The sequence below is a fragment of the Pseudomonas sp. SDO52101_S400 genome (assembly GCF_054071635.1).
On sequence record NZ_JBSVWF010000081.1, the window covers coordinates 1 to 22,428 of the forward strand.

Below are 22,428 nucleotides of genomic sequence, written 5' to 3' on the forward strand. Positions count from 1 at the left end.
ATTTTGATTTCTTGCGGCCAAAGGTCAAGCGAGAAGGCTTAACTGATCGGCATTACCTGCATCTGCAGGTCTTTTTTTATGGCCGGTCAGCCCATCGAGCGGCTGATGCGAATGCGTTTGCGTGCACTGCGCGTCAGGCGGATCGACAGCATCAGCGCTGCGCAGCTCAGGCCGACGATCAGGCCTTCCCATAAACCGCTCGGGCCCCGAGGCTCGCCGAGCCAGTCGGTCAGGCCGAGGGCGTAACCCACCGGCAGGCCGATGCCCCAGTAGGCGAACAGGGTCAGGATCATTGTCACCCGCGTGTCCTGATAACCGCGCAGGGCGCCGGCGGCGGTGACCTGGATCGCGTCGGAGAACTGGAACAGCGCGGAGTACACGATCAGCATCGCGGCGATGTGAATTACCATCGGATCCGACGTGTAGATCGCCGCAATGTGCTCGCGCATCAGCAGCATCATGCTCGCTGACAGGCAGGCGTAGGCCAGCGCGGTGCCCATGCCGACACCGGCAGCGAAACGCGCTTCACGGGGTTCTTCACGGCCCAATGCCTGGCCGACGCGTACGGTCACGGCCATGCCCAGCGAGTACGGAATCATGAACACCAGCGAGCTGACGTTCAACGCGATCTGGTGCCCGGCCACCACGGTGGCGCCAAGGCTGCCGATCAGCAGCGCGATCACCGCAAAGATGCTCGACTCGGCGAACACCGCGACGCCGATCGGCAGACCGATAGCCAGCAAACGCTTGATCACCGCCCATTGTGGCCAGTCGAAACGGTTGAACAGTTCGCTCGACTTGTAGGCCGGCGCCCAGCGCTCATAACCGGCCAGGCCCAACGCCATCACCCACATCACGATCGCCGTGGCCCAGCCGCAACCGACGCCGCCCATGGCCGGCACGCCGAAGTGACCGTAAATGAACACGTAGTTCAGGGGAATGTTCAGCGCCAGGCCGCACAGGCCCAGCACCATCGCCGGCCGCGTGCGACCGAGGCCGTCACTGGTGCAGCGCAGCACATGGTAGAAGGCCACCGCCGGCAGACCACTGGCGATGCCGTGCAGGTACTGCATGCACGGGCCGATCAGTTCCGGATCGACTTTCATCAGGTGCAGGATCGGTTCGGCGCTGAACAGCATGCCGGTCGCCATCAGCCCGACCACCAGTGCCAGCCACAAGGCCTGCCGCACGATCGGGCCAATCTCGCTGTGGGTCCCCGCGCCGAAGCGCTGGGCGACTTTCGGCGTGGTGGCAAGCAAAGTGCCGGTCATCAGCAGGAACACCGGCACCCAGATCGAGTTGCCCAGCGCCACGGCCGCCAGATCCTTTGGCCCGACACGACCGGCCATCACCGCATCGACGAAGCCCATGGCGGTGGTTGCCAGTTGCGCGATCATGATCGGCAAGGCCAGGCCGAGCAGATTCTTCAGCTCCAGGCGAACCCGGGCAGGGCGGTTGAGGGAAACGGCAGCAGGGCGTTCAGTTACGGAATTCACAGGCAAAGCGTCCACAGGGGTTGATACGCAAGGCCGGGCATTCTACGCCGCTGACGTTATGGTCAGGAAAAATCCTCTGTTGCGGATTTGTAATCGCCTTCGAACGATCAAGAAATTACAGCTTGCTGGCTCATCGCACTCCCAGCGCCTACACTGCCGATCCGCCCAAGGAGCCCCGCCATGCTGATTGTTGCCGACGAAAATATCCCGCTGCTCGATGCCTTTTTTGCCGGTTTCGGCGAGATCCGCCGGGTGCCGGGCCGTTCCATTGACCGGGCCACGGTCGAGCAGGCCGACGTGCTGCTGGTGCGCTCGGTGACGAACGTCAACCGCGCGTTGCTCGAAGGCAGCAAGGTGCGGTTTGTCGGCACCTGCACCATCGGTACCGATCACCTGGAGCTCGATTATTTCAACGAGGCTGGCATTACCTGGTCCAGCGCACCCGGCTGCAACGCCCGAGGCGTGGTCGATTACGTGCTTGGCAGCCTGATGACCCTGGCCGAAATCGAAGGCGTGGATTTGAGTGAACGCACCTATGGCGTGATCGGTGCCGGTGAAGTCGGTGGTCGCCTGATCAAGGTCCTCAGGGGCCTGGGCTGGAACGTGAAAGTCTGCGATCCGCCGCGTCAGGCGGCCGAAGGCGGCGACTATGTCGGCCTGGAGCAGATCATCGCGCAGTGCGACGTGATCAGTCTGCACACGCCACTGACCCGCGACGGCGACGGCGCGACCTGGCACTTGTTCAACGAGCAACGTTTGCAGCAACTCAAGCCGGGCGCCTGGCTGATCAACGCCGCCCGTGGCCCGGTGGTGGATAACACCGCGTTGCGCGAAGTGCTGCTGGAGCGTGAAGACCTGCAGGCGGTGCTCGATGTCTGGGAAGCCGAACCGCAAGTGGATGTGGCGCTGGCCGAACTCTGTGTACTGGCTACCCCGCATATCGCCGGTTACAGCCTCGATGGCAAGCAACGCGGCACGGCGCAGATCTATCAGGCTTACTGCGAATTCATCGGTCAGCCTGCCAGCATTCAGCTCGGCGATCTGTTGCCGGCACCGTGGTTGTCGGAAGTTTCCCTGCATGCCGACAGCGATCCGGCGTGGGCACTGGCGATGTTGTGCCGTGGCGTGTACGACCCGCGCCGGGACGATGCGGATTTCCGCCGCACCCTGTTGGGTAGTGTCGGTGAGCAGCGTGCGGCGTTCGATGTATTGCGCAAACAATATCCGGTACGGCGCGAGATCGAAGGGCTGAAAGTGCGGATCGAGGGGCATTCCCCGGCATTGCAACAGATCGTGACCGCGCTGGGCGCTGTGGCCGTTTAAGCATCGGGCAGAAAAAACCCGGCCTGGAGGGGCCGGGTCAGGAAGACGGTGGCGATATCACTTTTGTTCGGCAGGCTTGACCAATCGCTTCTCCAGTTCGCGGCAGGCGTTCTGGATCATGTCTTCAGTGATTGGCACTTCGCGCCCATCCTTATCGATAATCGAGCAACCCAGAGGTTGGCCGGGCTTGGTGCGGATCACTTGAATCTTGTCATCGCTGCTGTGTTGCAAGGACATGGCCTGTCTCCTCATCAGGTTGTGTAAGCACAATAAAACCGTCAGGTGACCAGGCTGTGACAACTCCCTTCGATCTTTCCGGAACGGTATCTCCACTCAAGCAGAAATGACCGTTCGTCTCAACCAGGACGTTAGACCGATAGCATCTAGGGGGTAGTCTGGCCGGTCATAATTAACCTGACTCATTGTGATTTGCAGAGTTCCACCCCATTGAGTGTCCAGGTTGGCCCCATTAATCATCACACGACGTGAACCCGAATGATCCCGATGCTTTCCTCGCGCCATCGCCGGGCCTTGCGCCTGACCAGTCATTTTCTTGCGCCGTATCGTTGGCAGGCCTTCGGTGCATTGCTTGCGTTGATCGTTACGGCCGGCATTACGTTGTCGATGGGGCAGGGCATCAAGCTGCTGGTCGATCAGGGATTCATGACCCAGTCTCCGCATCTGCTCAACCAGTCCATTGCTCTGTTCATGCTGTTGGTACTGGGGCTCGCTGTCGGCACTTTTGCCCGGTTTTATCTGGTGTCCTGGATCGGTGAGCGCGTGGTCGCTGATATCCGTCGACAGGTATTCAACCATCTGGTGTACCTGCATCCCGGGTTCTACGAGGACAATCGCAGCTCGGAAATCCAGTCACGGCTGACCGCGGATACAACATTGCTGCAATCGGTGATCGGCTCGTCGCTGTCACTGTTCCTGCGCAATTTGCTGATGGTCATTGGCGGTGTCGTGCTGCTGTTCATCACCAACCCCAAGCTCACCAGTATTGTGGTGATTGCCTTGCCGCTGGTGATCTCGCCGATCCTGATTTTCGGGCGGCGCGTTCGTAACCTCTCCCGGCTGAGTCAGGACCGGATTGCCGACATTGGCAGCTACGTCTCGGAAACCCTCGGCCAGATCAAGACCGTGCAGGCCTACAACCATCAGGTGCAGGACGAACAACGTTTCGCCAGCACCGTCGAGCAGGCGTTCGAAACCGCACGCAAGCGGATATTTCAGCGAGCCTGGCTGATCACGCTGGTGATCGTGCTGGTGCTCGGTGCCGTCGCGGTGATGTTGTGGGTCGGTGGCATGGATGTGATTGCCGGGCGAATTTCTGCCGGTGAACTGGCGGCGTTCGTGTTCTACAGCCTGATCGTCGGCAGTGCCTTTGGTACGTTGAGCGAAGTGATCGGCGAGTTGCAGCGAGCGGCGGGCGCCGCCGAGCGAATCGCCGAACTGCTGCGTTCCGAAAACATCATCCAGCCGCCGAAAGTCGGGCTGGTGACGTTGCCGGAGCGGATCAAAGGCGAGCTGGCGTTGCAGGACGTGCGCTTTTCCTACCCGTCGCGTCCCGAAAGCTTTGCCGTTGACGGCTTGAGTCTGACGGTCAAAGCGGGCGAAACCCTCGCGCTCGTTGGGCCGTCGGGCGCGGGGAAGTCCACGGTGTATGACTTGTTGCTGCGTTTTTACGATCCGCGCGAAGGGCAAATCCTGATCGACGGTGTGCCGCTGACGAGTCTTGATCCGCTGGACCTGCGTCGCTGCTTCGCACTGGTTTCGCAGACCCCGGCGCTGTTCTTCGGCAGCGTCGAAGAAAACATTCGCTACGGCTGCCCGACCGCCACTCTGGAGCAGGTACGGGAAGCCGCGAAAATCGCTCATGCCCACGATTTCATCGAACAAATGCCCGATGGCTACCAGACCCACCTGGGGGACGGCGGTCTCGGCCTGTCAGGCGGACAACGCCAGCGCCTGGCGATCGCCCGGGCATTGCTGGTCGACGCACCGATCCTGCTGCTGGACGAAGCCACCAGCGCCCTCGATGCCCAGAGCGAACACCTGATCCAGCAAGCGCTGCCCAGCCTGATGCAAAACCGCACAACTCTGGTAATCGCCCACCGGTTGGCCACGGTGAAAAACGCCGACCGGATTGCGGTGATGGATCAGGGCAAACTGGTGGCGATCGGTACACATCAGGAACTGATCGCGAGCAATCCGCTGTATGCGCGGTTGGCGGCGTTGCAGTTCAGTGATGGGCATCTGGCTTCGACCGACCAAGTAACCGACCAAGTAAACGACTAAGTAACCGACCATGTAGCCGACCCAGTCGAGCGCCATAAAAAATGCCCGCATCTCTCGATGCGGGCATTTTTGTTTACGTCGATCTTTGCACGATCACTGATCGTCAAAGTACCGCTCATGCCAATCGACCAGCGGTTGCGGCGAGTTGAGTTTCTGACCGTAGATCACCGAGTAGGACAGCACGTTCTGCACGTACTGGCGGGTTTCGTCGAACGGGATGCTTTCCACCCACACGTCGAAGCTCAGGTGGTCGGCACCGCGCAGCCACTGGCGCACGCGGCCGGGACCGGCGTTGTAGGCGGCGGAGGCGAGCACGCGGTTGCCGTTGAACTGGCTGTGCACCTGGCTCAGGTAGGCCGCGCCGAGCTGGATGTTCTTGTCCGGGTCCAGCACTTGCTGCGGCGAGGCCAGCGGAATGCTGAACTTGCGCGCGGTTTCCTTGGCGGTGCCGGGCATCAGTTGCATCAGGCCGCTGGCGCCGACGCCGGAGCGGGCGTCGTCCATGAAGGCACTTTCCTGACGGGTGATGGCGAACACCCAGCTCGAATGCAGGCCGCGGACCTTGGCTTCACGCACGAGAGTGTCGCGGTGGGCCATCGGGAAGCGGATGTCCAGGTCGTCCCAGTACTGCGCCTGGCTGATGGTGCGGATCGCCGGGAAGTACCACTTCAGGTCGTAGGCCAGTTTGGCCTGGGCGACCATTTCATCGCGGTTGAAATGACGGCTGACGTGATACCACTCGCGACGGCCATCGACGATCTGCCCGCGGGCGTGAAACTCCAGCGCACGGCGTACGCCGGGCGTGTTGCGCACCTTGTTGATGGTGGCCTGGCTGAGCACCAGCGGTTTGTTGACCAGCGAATAAGGCAGCTGTGAGCGGTCGGCGGCGAGGAAACCGTAGAAATCCCGTTCTCGTGCAAGGCTCTTGTACAGCGTTTGCGCTTCCGGGTTCTGCGGTTGCGCCAGTTCCAGGCTGCGGGCCTGCCAGTAACGCCAGCGGTTGGTGGTAGCCAGATCCTGGGGCAGACGGCGAGTCAATTGGTAGGCGTCGTCCCAGCGCGCCAGACGCAGAAGAAGGCGCAGGCGCCATTCGGACACGGTGTTGTCGCGCAGTTCCGGGTCATATTTGGTCATCACGTCCAGTGCGCGACTATCGAAACGACGTGCCAGGGTCAGGCCGATCTCCCGGGCGATCGCGACTTTTTCATCACGGGAGAAATGCATGCTGCTGGCGTAGCCATCGAGCAGATCCATGGCCTTGTCCGGATCCTGGCGCGCCAGGCGGCGCAGGCCAAGGCTGACGATATCCGACATCGGCTCATCGGCCGGGGCGAAGCGCGACGGTTGGTTCAGCAACTCAGGTTTTTGCGCAACGTCCACCAGCAGACGCCCGCGTGGGGCGAGGGTGGTCAGACCGTTGACCAGACTGTTGGCCAACGGATAGTTGCGCGCCTGAGCAGCGAGTTTGGTGCGCTCCCAACGCTTTTGCTCGGTTAACTGGCCGTCGGCGGCCCAGATCCCGAACAGTGCATCACAGGCCGCCGGTTGCGATTTGCCGGTCAGCCACAGTTTGTCGGCGTTCGCGTAACCCTCGGCCTTGCGGCCGCTGCTGATCTGGTACTGCGCGTTCAGGCAGTCCAGTTCGGTGAAGTTGAGTTTCGGGTCGTAATACTTGACGAAGGTCGCCCATTCGCCACGGTCGGCCAGCCAGCGCAACCAGCGCAGCTTCATCCAGTTGGCCTGGGGCAGGTCACCGTGTTCGGCGAGGAATTTTTCGATTTCCGCGTTGCTGGCGGTCTTCAGGCGAGCGGTCAGCTCGTCGTAAGCCAGATACGGCTCCAGCGGATAATCGGCGAGGGCCTGGCTGTAGCGAAAATACGGGCCGGTGTCGCCCTTGGCCAGGGCGCGTTTGGCCTCATCGTAATACTGGCGCTGGGTGGACAGGTCCACCGCCTGGGCGGATTGGGCGGCAGCGGCGGTGAGTAGCAAACAGGACAAAACACTGAAAAGGCGACTGCGCATGAGACATCCGGGCAGAGAAATCATGACAAGTGCCGACATTGGCGGCACTGAATTGTCTGTAGCTTAGCCTTTTGCCAGCAGCCGGCGAAAGCTTTGCGGGCCTTGCAGCACAAGTTCGCAACAATTGTTGTGCAGAGTGCGTCAGCGGCGAAATTGCCGGCCTGCTCGGGTCCCGATTCAGGTAGAATGCGCGCCCGGTTTTTGGAGAAGCTCATGACCCTGCTCAAATTCAGCGATGTGTCCCTTGCATTCGGCGCGATGCCGTTGTTGGACAAGGTGTCCTGGCAGATCGCCCGTGGTGAGCGGGTGTGCATCATCGGTCGCAACGGCACTGGCAAGTCCAGCATGATGAAACTGGTCAAGGGCGACCAGAAGCCTGATGACGGCTCGGTGTGGCGTGCCCCCGGTCTGAAAATCGGTGAATTGCCGCAGGAATTGCCGGTGGCCGACGAGCGGACAGTGTTCGACGTGGTCGCCGAAGGCCTCGATGGTGTTGGCGCCTTGCTCGCCGAATATCACCACCTGAGCCAGAACATCGTCACCGACGCCGATCTGGACAAGCTGATGCACGTCCAGCACGACCTCGAAGCCCGTGATGGCTGGCGCCTGCAAACCCTGGTCGACAGTACTCTGAGCCGCCTGCAGTTGCCGGCCGACAAGACCCTCGCCGAGTTGTCCGGCGGCTGGCGTCGTCGTGTGCTGCTGGCGCAGGCGCTGGTGTCCGAGCCGGATCTGCTGCTGCTCGACGAACCGACCAACCACCTGGACATCGGTGCGATTGCCTGGCTGGAAGAAGCACTGAAGGACTTCCAGGGCGCCGTGCTGTTCATCACGCACGACCGTTCCTTCCTGCAAAACCTCGCCACCCGCATCCTCGAACTGGATCGCGGCGGCCTGATCGACTGGAACGGCGACTACGCCAGTTTCCTGGTGCACAAAGAAGCCGCGCTGGCGGCTGAAGAGACTGCCAACGCGCTGTTCGACAAGCGTCTGGCCCAGGAAGAAGTGTGGATTCGTCAGGGCATCAAGGCCCGTCGCACCCGTAACGAAGGTCGCGTACGTGCGCTGAAAGCCCTGCGCGTCGAGCGCAGTGAGCGTCGTGAGCGTACCGGCAAGGCCAACATCCAGCTGGACACCGCAGAGAAGTCCGGCAAGCAGGTAATGGTGCTGGATAACGTGAGCTTCGCGCATCCGGGCGGTCCGTTCCTGATCCGCGATTTCTCCATGGTGCTGCAGCGCGGCGACCGTATCGGCCTGCTCGGCGCCAACGGTACCGGCAAGACCACCCTGCTGAAACTGATGCTCAGCGGTCTGCAACCGACCAGCGGCAAAGTGGAAGAGGGCACCAGGATCGACGTGGCCTACTTCGACCAGTTGCGTCATCAGCTGGATCTGGAAAAGACCGTGATCGACAACGTCGCCGAAGGTCGCGACTTCATCGATATCGACGGCCAGAGCCGCCACGTACTGAGCTACCTCGGCGACTTCCTGTTCAGCCCGCAGCGTGCCCGCACGCCGGTGAAGGCGTTGTCCGGTGGTGAACGTGCACGTCTGCTGCTGGCCAAGCTGTTCAGCAAGCCTGCAAACCTGCTGGTACTCGACGAACCGACCAACGACCTCGACGTTGAAACCCTCGAGCTGCTCGAAGAAGTGCTGCTGACCTTCAACGGCACTGTGTTGATGGTCAGCCACGACCGGGCATTCCTCGACAACGTGGTCACCAGCACTCTGGTCTTCGAAGGTGAAGGCAAGGTTCGCGAATACGTCGGCGGCTACCAGGACTGGATCCGCCAGGGCGGCTCGCCGCGTCTGTTGGGCGTGACCGAGAGCAAGTCCGGCAAGGCCGACCTGAACTCGGCGGTGGTGACTGCCGAACCAGCTCCGGTTGCCGCGCCTGTTGCTGCGGCCCCGGCTGCGAAGAAAAAGCTGAGCTACAAGCTTCAGCGCGAGCTGGAAGCGTTGCCGGGCGACATCGACGCAAAGGAACAGCAGATCGCTGCTGTCGAGGCTGAAATGGCTGAAGCCGGTTTCTACCAGCGTCCGCCAGCCGAGACGGCCAAGGTGATTGCTTCTCTGGAGCAGTTGCAGGCGGAGCTGGATGCGTTGGTGGAGCGTTGGGCCGAGCTGGATGCCTGATTGTTTCCTGGCATGAAAAAGCCCGGCGTCCAGTGATGGACGCCGGGCTTTTTAGCTTTTCACAAGTGCCTGGGATCAGCGTTTGACCAGGTGCACCGCCAGCACATCGCAAGGTGCGCCGTGCAGGACATCGTTGGCGGTCGAGCCCAATAGCAGCGCCAGGCCATGCCGGCCATGGCTGCCGACCACGATCAGGTCGCATTCCTGATCCTTGGCGAAATGGTGGATTTCCTGACGTGGCTGGCCGTAGGTCAGGTGGCAGTTGGAGCCTTCCAGTTCGGTGTACTTGTGCTTCAGGCGCTCGAGGCGCTCCTTGGCCTGATCGAACTGTTGCTGTTGCAGTTGTGACAGATCCATCGGCACGTCACCACCAAAGGCCATGGCCATCGGTTCGACGATATGCACCAGCGACAGCTTGGCGCCATTGCTCACCGACAGCTCTCGGGCGCGGTGGATCACAGGGTCGCACTCTTCGGTCAGATCTACGGCGACCAGGATATGGTGGTAGGGCATGAGGTGCTCCTCGTGAGGGATCAATATTGTTAAGTATGGCTGGTTTCAAGCGCATTGGTTCCAAAGTGACGCAATGTGCTCATGACAAAACGGGAGTAGAGATATGACGGTCTGGCTGGTGGTGTCAATCCTGCTGGTGGTGTTGAGTCCGCTGGCGTGGTTGCGCCCGTCCCGTGCACAGAGTGGCCGGATAGCCTTGCGCACAGAGGCCCGGCGCATCGGACTGGCTATGCAGCTGGCGCCTCAGGAGTGGCCGCACTGGCTGTCTCAGGAGCCACCAAACCCTTGTGCGCAATACCATCGGCCACGGCGCAGCAAGCAGCCGGTGTGCTGGACGTATTGGCAGAAGTCCCCGGGGGTGTGGGTCAATCAGTGGCAGGAAGCCTGCGAAGATCCGCTGCTGCTCAATCATTTCGAGAAATTGCCGGGCAACGTTTTCAAGGTTGAAGCCGACAAGCAGATGATCGCGCTCTATTGGGGCGAGAAGGGTGACGCTTCGGTTTTGCTGGACATTGATGCCACGCTGAAAGCGCTGGCATGACTCGCGGACTTTTCGCGCTGCAACGGTGCGAAACGTCCGGCAGACGAGCAATAAAAAGCCCGACATGATTCATCGGGCGGGGTTGGCCAGGCAGGCCGGAAATTCTTTTTGGCGTTGATTCGGTAAGGTCCGGTCAGCAAAAGTGCGCCTGTTTTCCTTCGTAGTCCAGCGAGCGTAGCCTGTTAAACAAGGCTTGCAGCGAATTAGGGCGACTTTTCTAACTATTAATCTTATGAATGCCCTCACATGCAAGCATGTGTTGGCGGGCTGCGTCTTACAGAAATGACCGCAAAGTCGCATTTCAACCCGTATTTAGGGCGATTGACAATTGTCGGAAATTCCGTGAAGGTGGCGTACCCAAATCAAACGGGCGTATGAATTGAGCGTTTGTATTGCAGACTGCTCCTACAGAATCCCGACTATCGCGTTGGCGGGTGTGCCGGGTGGATTGGTGTCAGCATTGACGAAAAAGCGTCCTGCCGAGCCATTCGCCTGCGTCCGACGTGTACTGTTCAGCTTCCATATCGTGGAGATCAGTTGATGATTTACGAAGGTAAAGCCATCACGGTTAAAGCTCTTGAAAGTGGCATCGTCGAATTAAAATTCGACCTCAAGGGTGAGTCCGTCAACAAGTTCAACCGTCTTACCCTGAACGAACTGCGTCAGGCCGTAGACACCATCAAGGCAGATGCTTCGATCAAGGGCGTGATCGTCAGCAGTGGCAAGGACGTGTTCATCGTCGGCGCCGACATCACCGAATTTGTCGACAACTTCAAGCTGCCGGATGCCGAGCTGGTTGCTGGCAATCTCGAAGCCAACAAGATCTTCAGCGATTTCGAAGACCTCAACGTTCCGACCGTAGCCGCGATCAACGGCATCGCCCTGGGTGGCGGTCTGGAAATGTGCCTGGCAGCGGACTACCGCGTCATGTCCACCAAGGCCAAGATCGGTCTGCCGGAAGTCAAACTGGGCATCTACCCGGGCTTCGGCGGTACCGTGCGTCTGCCGCGCCTGATCGGTGCCGACAACGCTATCGAGTGGATTGCCGCCGGCAAGGAAAACCGTCCTGAAGACGCGCTGAAAGTCGGCGCCGTCGATGCCGTGGTTGCCCCTGAAAAACTGCAGGATGCTGCCCTTGAACTGATCAAGCGCGCCATCTCCGGCGAGTTCGACTACAAAGCCAAGCGCCAGCCGAAGCTGGAAAAGCTCAAGCTGAACGCCATTGAACAAATGATGGCTTTCGAAACCGCCAAAGGTTTCGTGGCTGGTCAGGCCGGCCCGAACTACCCGGCCCCGGTCGAAGCGATCAAGACCATCCAGAAAGCCGCGAACTTCGGTCGCGACAAGGCGCTGGAAGTCGAAGCTGCAGGTTTCGTGAAACTGGCCAAGACCTCTGCTGCGCAGAGCTTGATCGGTCTGTTCCTGAACGATCAGGAACTGAAGAAAAAGGCCAAGGCCTACGACGAAATCGCCAAGGACGTGAAGCAGGCTGCCGTACTGGGTGCCGGCATCATGGGTGGCGGTATCGCCTATCAGTCGGCTTCCAAAGGTACGCCGATCCTGATGAAGGACATCAACGAGCACGGTATCGAGCAAGGTCTGGCTGAAGCCGCCAAGCTGCTGGTTGGTCGCGTTGATAAAGGCCGCATGACCGCCGCGAAAATGGCTGAAGTGCTCAACGGCGTTCGTCCTACGCTGTCCTACGGCGATTTCGGTCACGTCGACCTGGTTGTCGAAGCCGTGGTCGAGAACCCGAAGGTCAAGCAAGCCGTTCTGGCGGAAGTCGAAGACAAGGTCAAAGAGGACACCATCCTCGCGTCCAACACCTCGACCATTTCCATCAGCTTGCTGGCCAAGGCCCTCAAGCGTCCGGAAAACTTCGTCGGCATGCACTTCTTCAACCCGGTGCACATGATGCCGCTGGTGGAAGTGATCCGTGGCGAGAAGTCCAGCGAGCTGGCTGTTGCGACCACCGTTGCCTACGCCAAGAAAATGGGCAAGAACCCGATCGTCGTCAATGACTGCCCGGGCTTCCTGGTCAACCGCGTACTGTTCCCGTACTTCGGCGGTTTCGCCAAGCTGGTCAGCGCCGGTGTGGACTTCGTCCGTATCGACAAGATCATGGAGAAATTCGGCTGGCCGATGGGCCCGGCATACCTGATGGACGTGGTCGGCATCGACACCGGTCACCACGGTCGTGACGTAATGGCTGAAGGCTTCCCGGACCGCATGAAGGACGACCGTCGTTCGGCCATCGACGTGCTTTACGAAGCCAAGCGTCTGGGTCAGAAGAACGGCAAGGGCTTCTATGCCTACGAGGCCGACAAGAAAGGCAAGCAGAAGAAAGTCGCCGATCCGTCGGTACTGGAAGTGCTCAAGCCGATCGTCTACGAGCAGCGCGAAGTCACTGACGAAGACATCATCAACTGGATGATGATCCCGCTGTGCCTGGAAACCGTGCGTTGCCTGGAAGACGGCATCGTCGAAACCGCCGCCGAAGCCGACATGGGTCTGGTCTACGGTATTGGTTTCCCTCCATTCCGTGGTGGTGCGCTGCGCTACATCGACTCGATCGGTGTTGCCGAGTTCGTTGCCCTGGCCGACCAGTACGCTGATTTGGGCGCGCTGTACCACCCGACCGCGAAGCTGCGCGAAATGGCCAAGAACGGCCAGAGCTTCTTCGGTTAAGCGCCCCCAACTAGAGTGAGAGTGAACTTATGAGCTTGAATCCTAGAGACGTCGTGATTGTCGACTTCGGTCGTACTCCGATGGGCCGCTCCAAGGGCGGCATGCACCGCAACACTCGCGCCGAAGACATGTCGGCGCACCTGATCAGCAAACTGCTGGAACGCAATACCAAGGTCGATCCTGCAGAAGTCGAGGACGTGATCTGGGGCTGTGTGAACCAGACCCTGGAGCAGGGCTGGAACATCGCGCGCATGGCGTCGCTGATGACCCAGATCCCGCACACCTCGGCCGGCCAGACCGTCAGCCGTCTGTGCGGCTCGTCGATGAGCGCGCTGCACACCGCCGCGCAAGCGATCATGACCGGCAACGGTGACGTATTCGTGGTTGGTGGCGTCGAGCATATGGGCCACGTGAGCATGATGCACGGTGTCGATCCGAACCCGCACATGTCCCTGTACGCGGCGAAAGCCTCGGGCATGATGGGCCTGACCGCTGAAATGCTGGGCAAGATGCACGGCATCACTCGCGAACAGCAGGACGCCTTTGGCGTGCGTTCCCACCAGTTGGCCCACAAGGCGACTGTGGAAGGCAAGTTCAAGGACGAAATCATCCCGATGCAGGGTTACGACGAGAACGGTTTCCTGAAAACCTTCGACTACGACGAAACCATTCGTCCGGAAACCACCCTGGAAAGTCTGGCGGCTCTGAAGCCGGCGTTCAATCCAAAGGGCGGCACCGTGACTGCCGGCACTTCGTCGCAGATCACCGATGGTGCTTCGTGCATGATCGTGATGTCGGCGCAGCGTGCGCAGGACCTGGGCATCCAGCCAATGGCCGTGATTCGTTCGATGGCAGTGGCAGGTGTGGATCCGGCGATCATGGGCTATGGTCCGGTACCGGCTACTCAGAAAGCACTTAAACGTGCAGGCCTGGGTATCAACGATATCGACTTCTTCGAGCTCAACGAAGCGTTCGCCGCACAGGCCCTGCCAGTGCTGAAAGACCTGAAAGTGCTCGACAAGATGAATGAGAAGGTTAACCTGCACGGCGGCGCGATCGCCCTGGGTCACCCGTTCGGTTGCTCCGGTGCCCGTATTTCCGGCACTTTGCTGAACGTGATGAAGCAGAATGGCGGCACCTTCGGGGTGGCCACCATGTGCATTGGCCTCGGCCAAGGCATCTCCACCGTCTTCGAACGCGTTTAAGCGTCTCGTCGATGGAAGCCGGGGCCAAGTGCCCCGGTTTTTGTTTTTGCGGATTTATTTTTGTTTTTATTTTGAAAAAATTTGAGTGAGGGCCGAAGCATGCCGATACAACCTGGGCTCTACCAACATTACAAAGGTCCGCAGTACCGCGTATTCAGTGTCGCGCGGCATTCCGAGACCGAAGAAGAAGTGGTCTTTTACCAAGCCCTGTATGGCGATTATGGCTTTTGGGTGCGTCCCTTGAGCATGTTCCTGGAGTCTGTCGAAGTTGACGGCGAGCAGGTCCCACGCTTTGCTTTGGTGCAAGCCGAACCGAGCCTTTTTTCGAAGCCGTAAGGCGAGTGCGCGCAAAACCCTGCGCTTGACCTCACCTTGTAGCCACTATATATAGCGGTGCCGCGTCAGGCGCCAACCGCCTTTCACTTCTAGAATTCAGGAATTTTCTGATCCATGGGCAAATCGCTGGTCATTGTGGAATCCCCGGCTAAGGCCAAGACCATCAACAAGTATCTGGGCAACCAATACGTGGTGAAGTCGAGTATCGGCCATATCCGAGACCTGCCCACCAGCGGTTCGGCTAGCGCCAGCAAGGAGCCTGCCGCCAAGCGCGGCAAGGCTGCTGCGGGCGAAGCGCCAGCGCTGTCGCCGAAAGAGAAGGCGCGCAAGCAGCTGGTCTCGCGCATGGGTGTCGATCCCGATCACGGCTGGAAAGCCAAGTACGAGATCCTCCCGGGCAAGGAAAAGGTCATCGAAGAGCTGCGCCGGCTCGCCAAGGATGCTGACACCATCTATCTCGCAACCGACTTGGATCGCGAGGGGGAAGCCATTGCCTGGCACCTGCGCGAAGCCATCGGTGGTGACGACAGCCGCTACAAGCGTGTGGTGTTCAACGAAATCACCAAGAAAGCGATTCAGGAAGCCTTCTCGGAGCCGGGCGAGCTCGATATCGATCGAGTGAACGCCCAGCAGGCCCGTCGTTTCCTCGACCGCGTCGTCGGCTACATGGTCTCGCCGCTGTTGTGGGCCAAGATCGCCCGTGGCCTGTCCGCCGGTCGCGTGCAATCGGTTGCCGTGAAACTGGTGGTCGAGCGCGAGCGTGAAATCCGCGCGTTCAACCCGGAAGAGTACTGGGAAGTGCACGCCGACCTCGGCACCGCCAAAGGCTCGACCGTGCGTTTCGAAGTGGCTCGCGAGAAAGGCGAAGCCTTCAAGCCGCTGAACGAAGCGCAGGCGACGGCCGCGCTGGAGAAGCTCAAGTCCTCCAGCTACAGCATCGTCAAGCGTGAAGACAAACCGACCAGCAGCAAACCGTCGGCACCGTTCATCACCTCCACACTGCAACAGGCCGCCAGCAACCGCTTGGGCTTCGGTGTGAAGAAAACCATGATGATGGCCCAGCGTCTCTACGAAGCCGGCTACATCACTTATATGCGTACCGACTCGACCAACCTCTCGGCTGATGCCGTGGCGATGGCGCGCGATTACATCGAAACCGAGTTTGGCAAGAAGTACCTGCCGGAGTCGCCGAACGTCTACAGCAGCAAGGAAGGCGCACAAGAGGCTCACGAAGCGATCCGTCCTTCCGACGCCAACACCACGCCAAGCAAGCTGGCTGGCATGGAGCGTGATGCAGAGCGCCTCTACGAGCTGATCTGGCGCCAGTTCCTGGCGTGCCAGATGCTGCCGGCGCAATATCTGTCGACCACCGTCAGCGTGGCCGCTGGCGACTTCGAGCTGCGTGCCAAGGGCCGCATCCTGAAGTTCGACGGTTACACTCGCGTCCTGCCGCAAATCACCAAGCCTGGCGACGACGATGTCCTGCCGGACATGGCGCAGGGCGACGTGATGAAGCTGATCAAGCTCGATCCGACCCAGCATTTCACCAAGCCACCGGCCCGTTACTCGGAAGCCAGTCTGGTGAAGGAAATGGAAAAGCGCGGCATTGGCCGTCCTTCGACCTATGCGGCGATCATTTCGACCATTCAGGATCGCGGCTACGTGACCCTGCACAACCGTCGTTTCTATTCGGAAAAGATGGGCGACATCGTTACCGAGCGTCTGTCGGAGAGCTTCTCGAATCTCATGGACTACGGCTTCACCGCCGGCATGGAAGAGAACCTCGATGACGTGGCCCAGGGCGAGCGCGACTGGAAAAACGTGCTGGACGAGTTCTACGGCGACTTCAAGAAGAAACTCGAAGTGGCTGAAAACCCGGAAGCCGGCATGCGCGCCAACCAGCCGGTGATGACCGACATTCCGTGCACCACTTGCGGCCGTCCGATGCAGATTCGTACTGCCTCGACTGGCGTGTTCCTCGGTTGCTCGGGCTACAGCCTGCCGCCGAAAGAGCGCTGCAAGGCCACCGTCAACCTTGTGCCGGGCGATGAAATCGCAGCGGACGACGAGGGTGAATCGGAATCCCTGGTGCTGCGTGGCAAACACCGCTGCCCGATCTGCAGCACGGCAATGGATGCTTATCTGCTCGACGAGAAGCGCAAGCTGCACATCTGCGGTAACAACCCGGATTGCGCTGGCTACGAAATCGAAGAAGGCAGCTATCGCATCAAGGGCTACGAAGGTCCGAGCCTGGAATGCGACAAATGCGGCAGCGAAATGCAGCTCAAGACCGGTCGTTTCGGCAAGTTCTTCGGTTGCACCAACGCGACCTGCAAGAACACCCGCAAGCTGCTGAAGAGCGGTGATGCGGCGCCGCCGAAGATGGACCCGGTGAAGATGCCTGAGCTGAAATGCGAGAAGGTCAACGACACCTACATCCTGCGCGACGGTGCATCCGGCCTGTTCCTGGCGGCCAGCCAGTTCCCGAAAAACCGCGAGACCCGTGCTCCGCTGGTGATCGAGATTCTGCCGCACAAGGATGAGATTGATCCGAAGTATCACTTCCTGTGCGAAGCGCCTCAGAAAGATCCAGATGGTCTGCCGGCAGTGATCCGCTACAGCCGCAAGACCAAGGAGCAATACGTCCAGACCGAAGTCGACGGCAAGCCGACGGGCTGGAAGGCGTTCTTCGACGGTGGGAAGTGGACGGTTGAGGACAAGCGTCCGGCAAAAGCCAAGGCTTGAGCAAACGCTGATCTGAGGGTGCGCTGATCAGGCACCCTCAATATAAAAGGCCGCATGACAACCTTCGGGTTTTCATGCGGCCTTTTTGTTTAATGCTTGCGGTCGGATCGGCTGATCCATGACACTGTCCGGCCTGTGTGAAGCAATTATTTCGTTGTGGAGAGTGCCGACATGGCCCACGAACTCTATACCCGTACCAATCAGAAGATCTATTTCGCGGGTTTGTCGCTGGAAGCGCTGGCCAGGGCCGAAGAGGGGCGGGCGATGAATTCGCTGGCACTGATTCAGGCCGGGCGTGAATCGGCGTTGTTCCATCTCTATGGTGCGTTGCTGGGGTTGTGTCACGAAATTGCCGGATTCTACAGGCTGCCGCAGGCCAATGCGCCACGGGCGGAAACGCTGCTGAATCGCGAAGTGCTGGAGTCGATTGCCATTCCAGAGTTGGCCGAGATGGTGGAGTTGGCAGGAAATCCGGAAACCTGGCTGGCTAAATTGCTGGCGGCGCATTCGGCGTTGTTTCAGCCGCCACGGGTACCGCACAAGCCAAAAGGCGATGTGACTCAACCACTGATTCAGGCGGTTAATCTGGATGAAGAGCAGGCGCCCGAAGAATTGAGTCGTGAGGAGCTGGAGAGCTGGCGACAGAACCTGAAGGGTCTGGCTATCCGTTTTCGTGAAGGCTTGAACGAGTGCTGATGGCTTCTTGGCCGGTGGCGACGAGATGCGTGCTGCTGGTCAAGATCCTGAGCGAATCCTGAGCGATCTCTATATAATCCCTGCCTTTCGTGGAGAACAGACCTATATGCCAACGTCCTTTCTAGAAATTGTCGAGCTACCAGACGGCCGAATCGAACTGCGCAGGGCCGAGGATGAGGGGTCTCTGGTGACTCTGGATTTCTCCGAGGATGCCAAGGCATTTCTGCAGGGCCAGCACGTTGAAATTGCCAAAGCGATGCTGAGCGTCGGCGTGCAAATGGCCGGTCGAATGGTTGAAGGCGAGTTTGATAAGGAAGAGGGGCCGCGGGTTCTTCATTGAGCACCACCCGTCGATTATCGCTTCGGTTCGGCTTCCCTATCCCTTGAGAAGCCCCGCGCTCTAAGTAGCGCGCATGCAGTCAGCCCAATCGAATATTCAAGCTTTGAGCGTCCCCGGTGCGGGCGGCGCTGATCAGTTGTTGGCGTGAGCCTGAGTTGAGCGGGTTCAACCATGTCACCACGGTGTGGCTACGACCCAGGCGCAGGGCTTCACAAGCCAGTTGCTGTGCGCTCTGTGCGCCGCGCGGTTGCAGCAGCAGGATGCGTTCTCGATTCAGTCCGGCATCTCGCAGCCAGGCCTGGGTAAGGCTCGCTGGCGGCGCAATCAAGGTGAGCCAGCGTGCGTCCTGATCCTCACTCAATTCACGAAGTATCGGTGCCAGCAGGTTCAGGCAGTTCCCGGCCGCGCCGCGCAGCGACAGTTCACTGAACGCTTCGGGTTCGACATTCCATGGGCGCTCGGTTACATCCTTGAGGATGGGGGGCAGCGGTTGCGCCAGGAATGCCTCGAACAACGGCAGTTGTGTTTGCTGAGGTACGTGTGGGAACTGCATAAAGCCTCCTTTAGCGGCGGATTACGCCGACACTCAAGCCTTCGATCACCAGTTCCTGATCTTTCAGGTTGACTTCGATAGGGGCAAACTCAGGATTTTCGGCGATCAGCCAGACTTTGCTGCCATCGCGCTTGAAGCGTTTGACCGTCACTTCGTCGCCGATCCGGGCAACCACGATCTGACCGTTGCGTGCTTCCCGGGTCGTGTGAACTGCCAGCAGGTCACCGTCGAAAATACCGATGTCCTTCATGCTCATCCCGTGAACGCGCAACAGGTAGTCGGCGCGAGGGTGGAAGAAGGCCGGGTTGATGTTGCAGGACTCTTCGATGTGCTGTTGAGCGAGAATCGGTGCGCCGGCGGCCACGCGGCCGATGATCGGCAGGGTGGATTCGTCAACCTTGGCTTCGAAGCCGGGGATTCGAATGCCGCGAGAAGCGCCCGGGGTCATTTCAATTGCGCCTTTACGGGCGAGCGCCTTGAGGTGCTCTTCGGCGGCGTTGGGGGATTTGAAACCCAGTTCCTGAGCGATTTCCGCACGGGTCGGCGGGTAGCCGTTGTCTTCGAGGCAGCGTTTGATAAAGGCCAGAATCTCGGCTTGGCGTGGCGTCAGCTTAATCATATTGATCGCTCTGTCTTTTTATACAGTGACTGGGATTATATACAGTGAGTCGGTCTTGGCAATGGCCGTTTTTTCGCAGGCCGCCGGACGGTCAGTGACGGCGTCGATTAATGTGGCGTCCCTGTTGTGGTTAAATAACTGACCGACCATTCCCAAAACGAACTGGCAGGCTTGACAAGGCATAGGCTGAAACGTATGTTTCAAACAAGTGTTTGTCAGGCGGAGTAGTCATGGCCCAGTCGGAAACCGTTGAACGCATTCTTGATGCTGCAGAACAGCTGTTCGCGGAAAAAGGTTTCGCCGAAACCTCATTGCGTCTGATCACCAGCAAGGCAGGGGTCAACCTCGCTGCGGTGAACTATCACTTCGGCTCGAAGAAGGCGTTGATCCAGGCGGTTTTCTCGCGCTTCCTCGGTCCGTTCTGCATCAGTCTCGACAAAGAGCTTGAGCGGCGTCAGGCCAAGCCAGAGAACAAGCCTTCGCTTGAAGAGCTGCTGGAAATCCTCGTCGAGCAGGCACTGGTGGTGCAACCACGCAGTGGCAATGATCTGTCGATCTTCATGCGCTTGCTCGGTCTTGCATTCAGTCAGAGCCAGGGCCACTTGCGCCGCTATCTGGAAGACATGTACGGCAAGGTATTCCGCCGCTACATGCTGCTGGTGAACGAAGCCGCACCGCGTATTCCTCCTATCGAACTGTTCTGGCGTGTTCACTTCATGCTCGGTGCTGCGGCGTTCAGCATGTCGGGTATCAAGGCTTTGCGCGCGATCGCCGAGACCGATTTCGGCGTCAACACCTCCATCGAGCAGGTGATGCGCCTGATGGTGCCGTTTCTGGCGGCCGGCATGCGTGCCGAAACCGGTGTCACTGATACTGCGATGGCCACCGCGCAGCTGCGACCACGCAGCAAATCAGCGCCGGCGCCTGCCAAGGTTTAACGGTCCATGGGTGGGCGCGGCAGCTGACATCCGCTAAGCTAGCCGCCCATGCCGACTCTCGTTCTGAACCCGTTTCTCATTGAAATCACCAACCTGCCGGGCAAAGCCCCTGGCGGTGGTTTCGTGGGTAGCGGGTTTTTCGTTTTCAAGGAATCTCTATGACTGCTGGCCTGCAAGGCTCGTTGATGGTGGACGTCGCCGGTACCTGGCTGACGGCCGAAGATCGCCAATTGTTGCGTCAGCCCGAAGTGGGCGGCCTGATCATTTTCGCCCGTAACATCGAGCACCCACGTCAGGTGCGTGAGCTGAGCGCTGCAATCCGTGCCATTCGTCCGGACCTGCTGCTGGCGGTGGACCAGGAAGGCGGTCGCGTCCAGCGCCTGCGTCAGGGCTTTGTGCGTTTGCCGGCCATGCGTGCCATCGCTGACAACCCGAATGCCGAATATCTGGCCGAGCAATGCGGCTGGATTATGGCTACAGAAGTGCTGGCTGTCGGTCTCGATCTGAGCTTTGCCCCCGTGCTGGACCTGGATTACCAGCGCAGCGCGGTGGTCGGCACCCGTTCATTCGAGGGCGATCCGGAGCGTGCAGCACTGCTCGCCGGTGCTTTCATCAAAGGCATGAACAGCGCAGGCATGGCCGCCACCGGCAAGCACTTCCCCGGCCACGGCTGGGCGGAAGCGGACTCTCACGTCGCGATCCCCAATGACGAGCGCAGTCTTGAAGAGATCCGCGCCAACGACCTGATACCGTTCGCCAAACTGAGCAAGCAATTGGCTGCCGTCATGCCGGCCCATGTGATTTATCCGCAAGTCGATGCGCAGCCGGCCGGTTTCTCCCGTCGCTGGTTGCAGGACATCCTGCGCGGCGAGTTGCAGTTCGACGGCGTGATTTTCAGTGACGACCTGTCGATGGCCGGCGCGCATGTGGCAGGCGATGCTGCCAGCCGTATCGAAGCCGCGCTCAGCGCCGGTTGCGATATGGGCCTGGTGTGCAACGACCGCGCTGCCGCCGAGTTGGCCTTGAGCGCCGCGCAACGTATGAAGGTCAAGCCGTCGCCACGCATCGCACGGATGCGCGGTCAGGCGTTCGCCAGCACCGAATACCGTCAGGATCCGCGCTGGCTGACCGCTGTCGGCGCGCTCAAAGACGCTCAACTGATCGATTAAGGATTTTTCGCTATGACGGTTTACGCAATCATCGGTGGCACCGGCCTGACCCAGCTGGAAGGCCTGAGCATTCGTCAGTCGCTGGCAGTGGATACGCCTTATGGTGCGCCATCGGCTGAAGTCCAGATTGGCGAATACGCCGGCAAGGAAGTGCTGTTCCTCGCTCGCCACGGCCACCCGCATCGCTTCCCGCCACACAAGGTCAACTATCGCGCCAATCTCTGGGCGTTGAAGCAGGCCGGGGCCGAAGCAATCATCGCGGTCAACGCCGTGGGTGGTATTCATCCGGCAATGGGCACCGGACATTTCTGCGTACCGCATCAGATCGTCGACTACACCAGCGGTCGCGAACACACCTATTTCGCCGATGATCTGGAGCATGTCACGCACATCGACTTCAGCTTTCCCTACAGTGAGCCACTGCGTCAGCAACTGATTGCTGCGCTGGCCGACGAAGGCTGCGAATACAGCGACCAAGGCGTTTACGCCTGCACCCAGGGCCCGCGCCTGGAAACCGTGGCCGAGATCGTGCGCCTGGAGCGTGATGGCTGCGACATCGTTGGTATGACCGGCATGCCGGAAGCGGCGTTGGCCCGTGAGCTGGATCTGGATTACGCCTGTCTGTCACTGGTGGTGAACCCGGCGGCAGGCAAGACCACTGAAGTGATCACCATGGCCGAAATCGAGCAGGCGCTGCACGACGGCATGGGCAAGGTGAAGTCGACGTTGGCGCGGGTACTCAAGGGCTGAGTCTGGCTCGAAACCGAGCCGAGCCTTTCGCGGGCAAGCCCGCTCCCACAGAGATCG

Annotated in this window: 19 protein-coding genes; 13 read left to right on the forward strand and 6 right to left on the reverse strand. The window is 59.9% G+C overall.

Annotation, left to right across the window (positions count from 1 at the left end):
* Window positions 1–86: 86 nt before the first annotated feature.
* Entirely contained in the window at window positions 87–1,496 is a 1,410-nt protein-coding gene (locus ACW9HX_RS26840; RefSeq protein WP_457382912.1) for an MATE family efflux transporter, read from the reverse strand.
* Window positions 1,497–1,676: 180 nt separating this feature from the next.
* Here ACW9HX_RS26840 and pdxB point away from each other — a divergent pair, with 180 nt between their 5' ends.
* Entirely contained in the window at window positions 1,677–2,819 is a 1,143-nt protein-coding gene (gene pdxB, locus ACW9HX_RS26845; protein ID WP_457382913.1) for a 4-phosphoerythronate dehydrogenase PdxB, read from the forward strand.
* 57 nt (window positions 2,820–2,876) lie between these two features.
* On the opposite strand, the gene ACW9HX_RS26850 is transcribed toward pdxB, so the two are convergent.
* Window positions 2,877–3,056, reverse strand: coding sequence for a PA1571 family protein (locus ACW9HX_RS26850; RefSeq protein WP_065260694.1), 180 nt, complete (start codon window positions 3,054–3,056; stop codon window positions 2,877–2,879).
* Window positions 3,057–3,314: 258 nt separating this feature from the next.
* Here ACW9HX_RS26850 and ACW9HX_RS26855 point away from each other — a divergent pair, with 258 nt between their 5' ends.
* The gene (locus ACW9HX_RS26855) at window positions 3,315–5,120 is read left to right on the forward strand and encodes an ABC transporter transmembrane domain-containing protein (protein ID WP_457382914.1); all 1,806 of its coding nucleotides are present in this window, start codon (window positions 3,315–3,317) and stop codon (window positions 5,118–5,120) included.
* A gap of 93 nt (window positions 5,121–5,213) precedes the next feature.
* On the opposite strand, the gene ACW9HX_RS26860 is transcribed toward ACW9HX_RS26855, so the two are convergent.
* Entirely contained in the window at window positions 5,214–7,142 is a 1,929-nt protein-coding gene (locus ACW9HX_RS26860; RefSeq protein WP_457382915.1) for a transglycosylase SLT domain-containing protein, read from the reverse strand.
* 213 nt (window positions 7,143–7,355) lie between these two features.
* Here ACW9HX_RS26860 and ACW9HX_RS26865 point away from each other — a divergent pair, with 213 nt between their 5' ends.
* Window positions 7,356–9,278, forward strand: coding sequence for an ATP-binding cassette domain-containing protein (locus ACW9HX_RS26865; RefSeq protein ID WP_096822094.1), 1,923 nt, complete (start codon window positions 7,356–7,358; stop codon window positions 9,276–9,278).
* Between the two features lie 75 nt (window positions 9,279–9,353).
* Here the strand turns inward: ACW9HX_RS26865 and ACW9HX_RS26870 are convergent, their stop codons facing one another.
* Window positions 9,354–9,791, reverse strand: coding sequence for a universal stress protein (locus ACW9HX_RS26870; protein ID WP_047295289.1), 438 nt, complete (start codon window positions 9,789–9,791; stop codon window positions 9,354–9,356).
* A gap of 103 nt (window positions 9,792–9,894) precedes the next feature.
* Here ACW9HX_RS26870 and ACW9HX_RS26875 point away from each other — a divergent pair, with 103 nt between their 5' ends.
* The 7 genes from ACW9HX_RS26875 (at window position 9,895) to ACW9HX_RS26905 (ending at window position 18,342) form a co-directional block, all read left to right on the forward strand.
* Window positions 9,895–10,332, forward strand: a complete 438-nt coding sequence (locus ACW9HX_RS26875) for a hypothetical protein (RefSeq protein ID WP_457382916.1) — start codon at window positions 9,895–9,897, stop codon at window positions 10,330–10,332.
* Window positions 10,333–10,872: 540 nt separating this feature from the next.
* Window positions 10,873–13,020, forward strand: coding sequence for a fatty acid oxidation complex subunit alpha FadB (fadB, locus tag ACW9HX_RS26880; RefSeq protein ID WP_457382917.1), 2,148 nt, complete (start codon window positions 10,873–10,875; stop codon window positions 13,018–13,020).
* Between the two features lie 29 nt (window positions 13,021–13,049).
* On the forward strand, window positions 13,050–14,225 hold the full coding sequence (fadA, locus tag ACW9HX_RS26885) for an acetyl-CoA C-acyltransferase FadA (RefSeq protein ID WP_085613118.1): 1,176 nt from the start codon (window positions 13,050–13,052) through the stop codon (window positions 14,223–14,225).
* A 99-nt stretch (window positions 14,226–14,324) separates the two neighbouring features.
* The gene (locus ACW9HX_RS26890; RefSeq protein WP_007953059.1) at window positions 14,325–14,561 is read left to right on the forward strand and encodes a DUF1653 domain-containing protein; all 237 of its coding nucleotides are present in this window, start codon (window positions 14,325–14,327) and stop codon (window positions 14,559–14,561) included.
* Window positions 14,562–14,675: 114 nt separating this feature from the next.
* On the forward strand, window positions 14,676–17,306 hold the full coding sequence (gene topA, locus ACW9HX_RS26895) for a type I DNA topoisomerase (RefSeq protein ID WP_457382918.1): 2,631 nt from the start codon (window positions 14,676–14,678) through the stop codon (window positions 17,304–17,306).
* A 171-nt stretch (window positions 17,307–17,477) separates the two neighbouring features.
* A complete protein-coding gene (locus tag ACW9HX_RS26900) occupies window positions 17,478–18,002 on the forward strand; it encodes a DUF6586 family protein (protein ID WP_457382919.1) in 525 nt (174 codons plus the stop codon).
* Between the two features lie 106 nt (window positions 18,003–18,108).
* Window positions 18,109–18,342 (forward strand): hypothetical protein, encoded by a 234-nt coding sequence (locus tag ACW9HX_RS26905; protein ID WP_003226592.1) that lies wholly within the window; start codon window positions 18,109–18,111, stop codon window positions 18,340–18,342.
* Window positions 18,343–18,421: 79 nt separating this feature from the next.
* Here the strand turns inward: ACW9HX_RS26905 and sulA are convergent, their stop codons facing one another.
* Both sulA and lexA read right to left on the reverse strand, forming a co-directional pair.
* On the reverse strand, window positions 18,422–18,895 hold the full coding sequence (gene sulA, locus ACW9HX_RS26910) for an SOS-induced cell division inhibitor SulA (RefSeq protein ID WP_457382920.1): 474 nt from the start codon (window positions 18,893–18,895) through the stop codon (window positions 18,422–18,424).
* A 10-nt stretch (window positions 18,896–18,905) separates the two neighbouring features.
* On the reverse strand, window positions 18,906–19,514 hold the full coding sequence (gene lexA, locus ACW9HX_RS26915) for a transcriptional repressor LexA (RefSeq protein ID WP_096822089.1): 609 nt from the start codon (window positions 19,512–19,514) through the stop codon (window positions 18,906–18,908).
* Window positions 19,515–19,744: 230 nt separating this feature from the next.
* Between lexA and ACW9HX_RS26920 the strand changes: the two genes are divergently transcribed.
* From ACW9HX_RS26920 to ACW9HX_RS26930, 3 genes are all read left to right on the forward strand, one after another.
* Window positions 19,745–20,452, forward strand: a complete 708-nt coding sequence (locus ACW9HX_RS26920; protein ID WP_007953037.1) for a TetR/AcrR family transcriptional regulator — start codon at window positions 19,745–19,747, stop codon at window positions 20,450–20,452.
* 158 nt (window positions 20,453–20,610) lie between these two features.
* Window positions 20,611–21,621: a beta-N-acetylhexosaminidase gene (nagZ, locus tag ACW9HX_RS26925; RefSeq protein WP_457382921.1), complete on the forward strand. Its 1,011-nt coding sequence runs from the start codon at window positions 20,611–20,613 to the stop codon at window positions 21,619–21,621.
* Between the two features lie 12 nt (window positions 21,622–21,633).
* The gene (locus ACW9HX_RS26930) at window positions 21,634–22,371 is read left to right on the forward strand and encodes an S-methyl-5'-thioinosine phosphorylase (protein WP_457382922.1); all 738 of its coding nucleotides are present in this window, start codon (window positions 21,634–21,636) and stop codon (window positions 22,369–22,371) included.
* Window positions 22,372–22,428: the final 57 nt, after the last annotated feature.

What these genes read in the sequence shown, in the direction of transcription:
- ACW9HX_RS26900 (WP_457382919.1), top strand. Translation starts at nt 17,478, where the DNA reads ATGGCCCACGAACTCTATACCCGTACCAATCAGAAGATCTATTTCGCG.
- ACW9HX_RS26865 (WP_096822094.1), top strand. Translation starts at nt 7,356, where the DNA reads ATGACCCTGCTCAAATTCAGCGATGTGTCCCTTGCATTCGGCGCGATG.
- ACW9HX_RS26875 (WP_457382916.1), top strand. Translation starts at nt 9,895, where the DNA reads ATGACGGTCTGGCTGGTGGTGTCAATCCTGCTGGTGGTGTTGAGTCCG.
- fadB (WP_457382917.1), top strand. Translation starts at nt 10,873, where the DNA reads ATGATTTACGAAGGTAAAGCCATCACGGTTAAAGCTCTTGAAAGTGGC.
- ACW9HX_RS26855 (WP_457382914.1), top strand. Translation starts at nt 3,315, where the DNA reads ATGATCCCGATGCTTTCCTCGCGCCATCGCCGGGCCTTGCGCCTGACC.
- ACW9HX_RS26930 (WP_457382922.1), top strand. Translation starts at nt 21,634, where the DNA reads ATGACGGTTTACGCAATCATCGGTGGCACCGGCCTGACCCAGCTGGAA.
- ACW9HX_RS26890 (WP_007953059.1), top strand. Translation starts at nt 14,325, where the DNA reads ATGCCGATACAACCTGGGCTCTACCAACATTACAAAGGTCCGCAGTAC.
- ACW9HX_RS26920 (WP_007953037.1), top strand. Translation starts at nt 19,745, where the DNA reads ATGGCCCAGTCGGAAACCGTTGAACGCATTCTTGATGCTGCAGAACAG.
- lexA (WP_096822089.1), bottom strand. Translation starts at nt 19,514, where the DNA reads ATGATTAAGCTGACGCCACGCCAAGCCGAGATTCTGGCCTTTATCAAA.
- ACW9HX_RS26870 (WP_047295289.1), bottom strand. Translation starts at nt 9,791, where the DNA reads ATGCCCTACCACCATATCCTGGTCGCCGTAGATCTGACCGAAGAGTGC.
- ACW9HX_RS26850 (WP_065260694.1), bottom strand. Translation starts at nt 3,056, where the DNA reads ATGTCCTTGCAACACAGCAGCGATGACAAGATTCAAGTGATCCGCACC.
- pdxB (WP_457382913.1), top strand. Translation starts at nt 1,677, where the DNA reads ATGCTGATTGTTGCCGACGAAAATATCCCGCTGCTCGATGCCTTTTTT.
- ACW9HX_RS26860 (WP_457382915.1), bottom strand. Translation starts at nt 7,142, where the DNA reads ATGCGCAGTCGCCTTTTCAGTGTTTTGTCCTGTTTGCTACTCACCGCC.
- sulA (WP_457382920.1), bottom strand. Translation starts at nt 18,895, where the DNA reads ATGCAGTTCCCACACGTACCTCAGCAAACACAACTGCCGTTGTTCGAG.
- fadA (WP_085613118.1), top strand. Translation starts at nt 13,050, where the DNA reads ATGAGCTTGAATCCTAGAGACGTCGTGATTGTCGACTTCGGTCGTACT.
- ACW9HX_RS26905 (WP_003226592.1), top strand. Translation starts at nt 18,109, where the DNA reads ATGCCAACGTCCTTTCTAGAAATTGTCGAGCTACCAGACGGCCGAATC.
- topA (WP_457382918.1), top strand. Translation starts at nt 14,676, where the DNA reads ATGGGCAAATCGCTGGTCATTGTGGAATCCCCGGCTAAGGCCAAGACC.
- nagZ (WP_457382921.1), top strand. Translation starts at nt 20,611, where the DNA reads ATGACTGCTGGCCTGCAAGGCTCGTTGATGGTGGACGTCGCCGGTACC.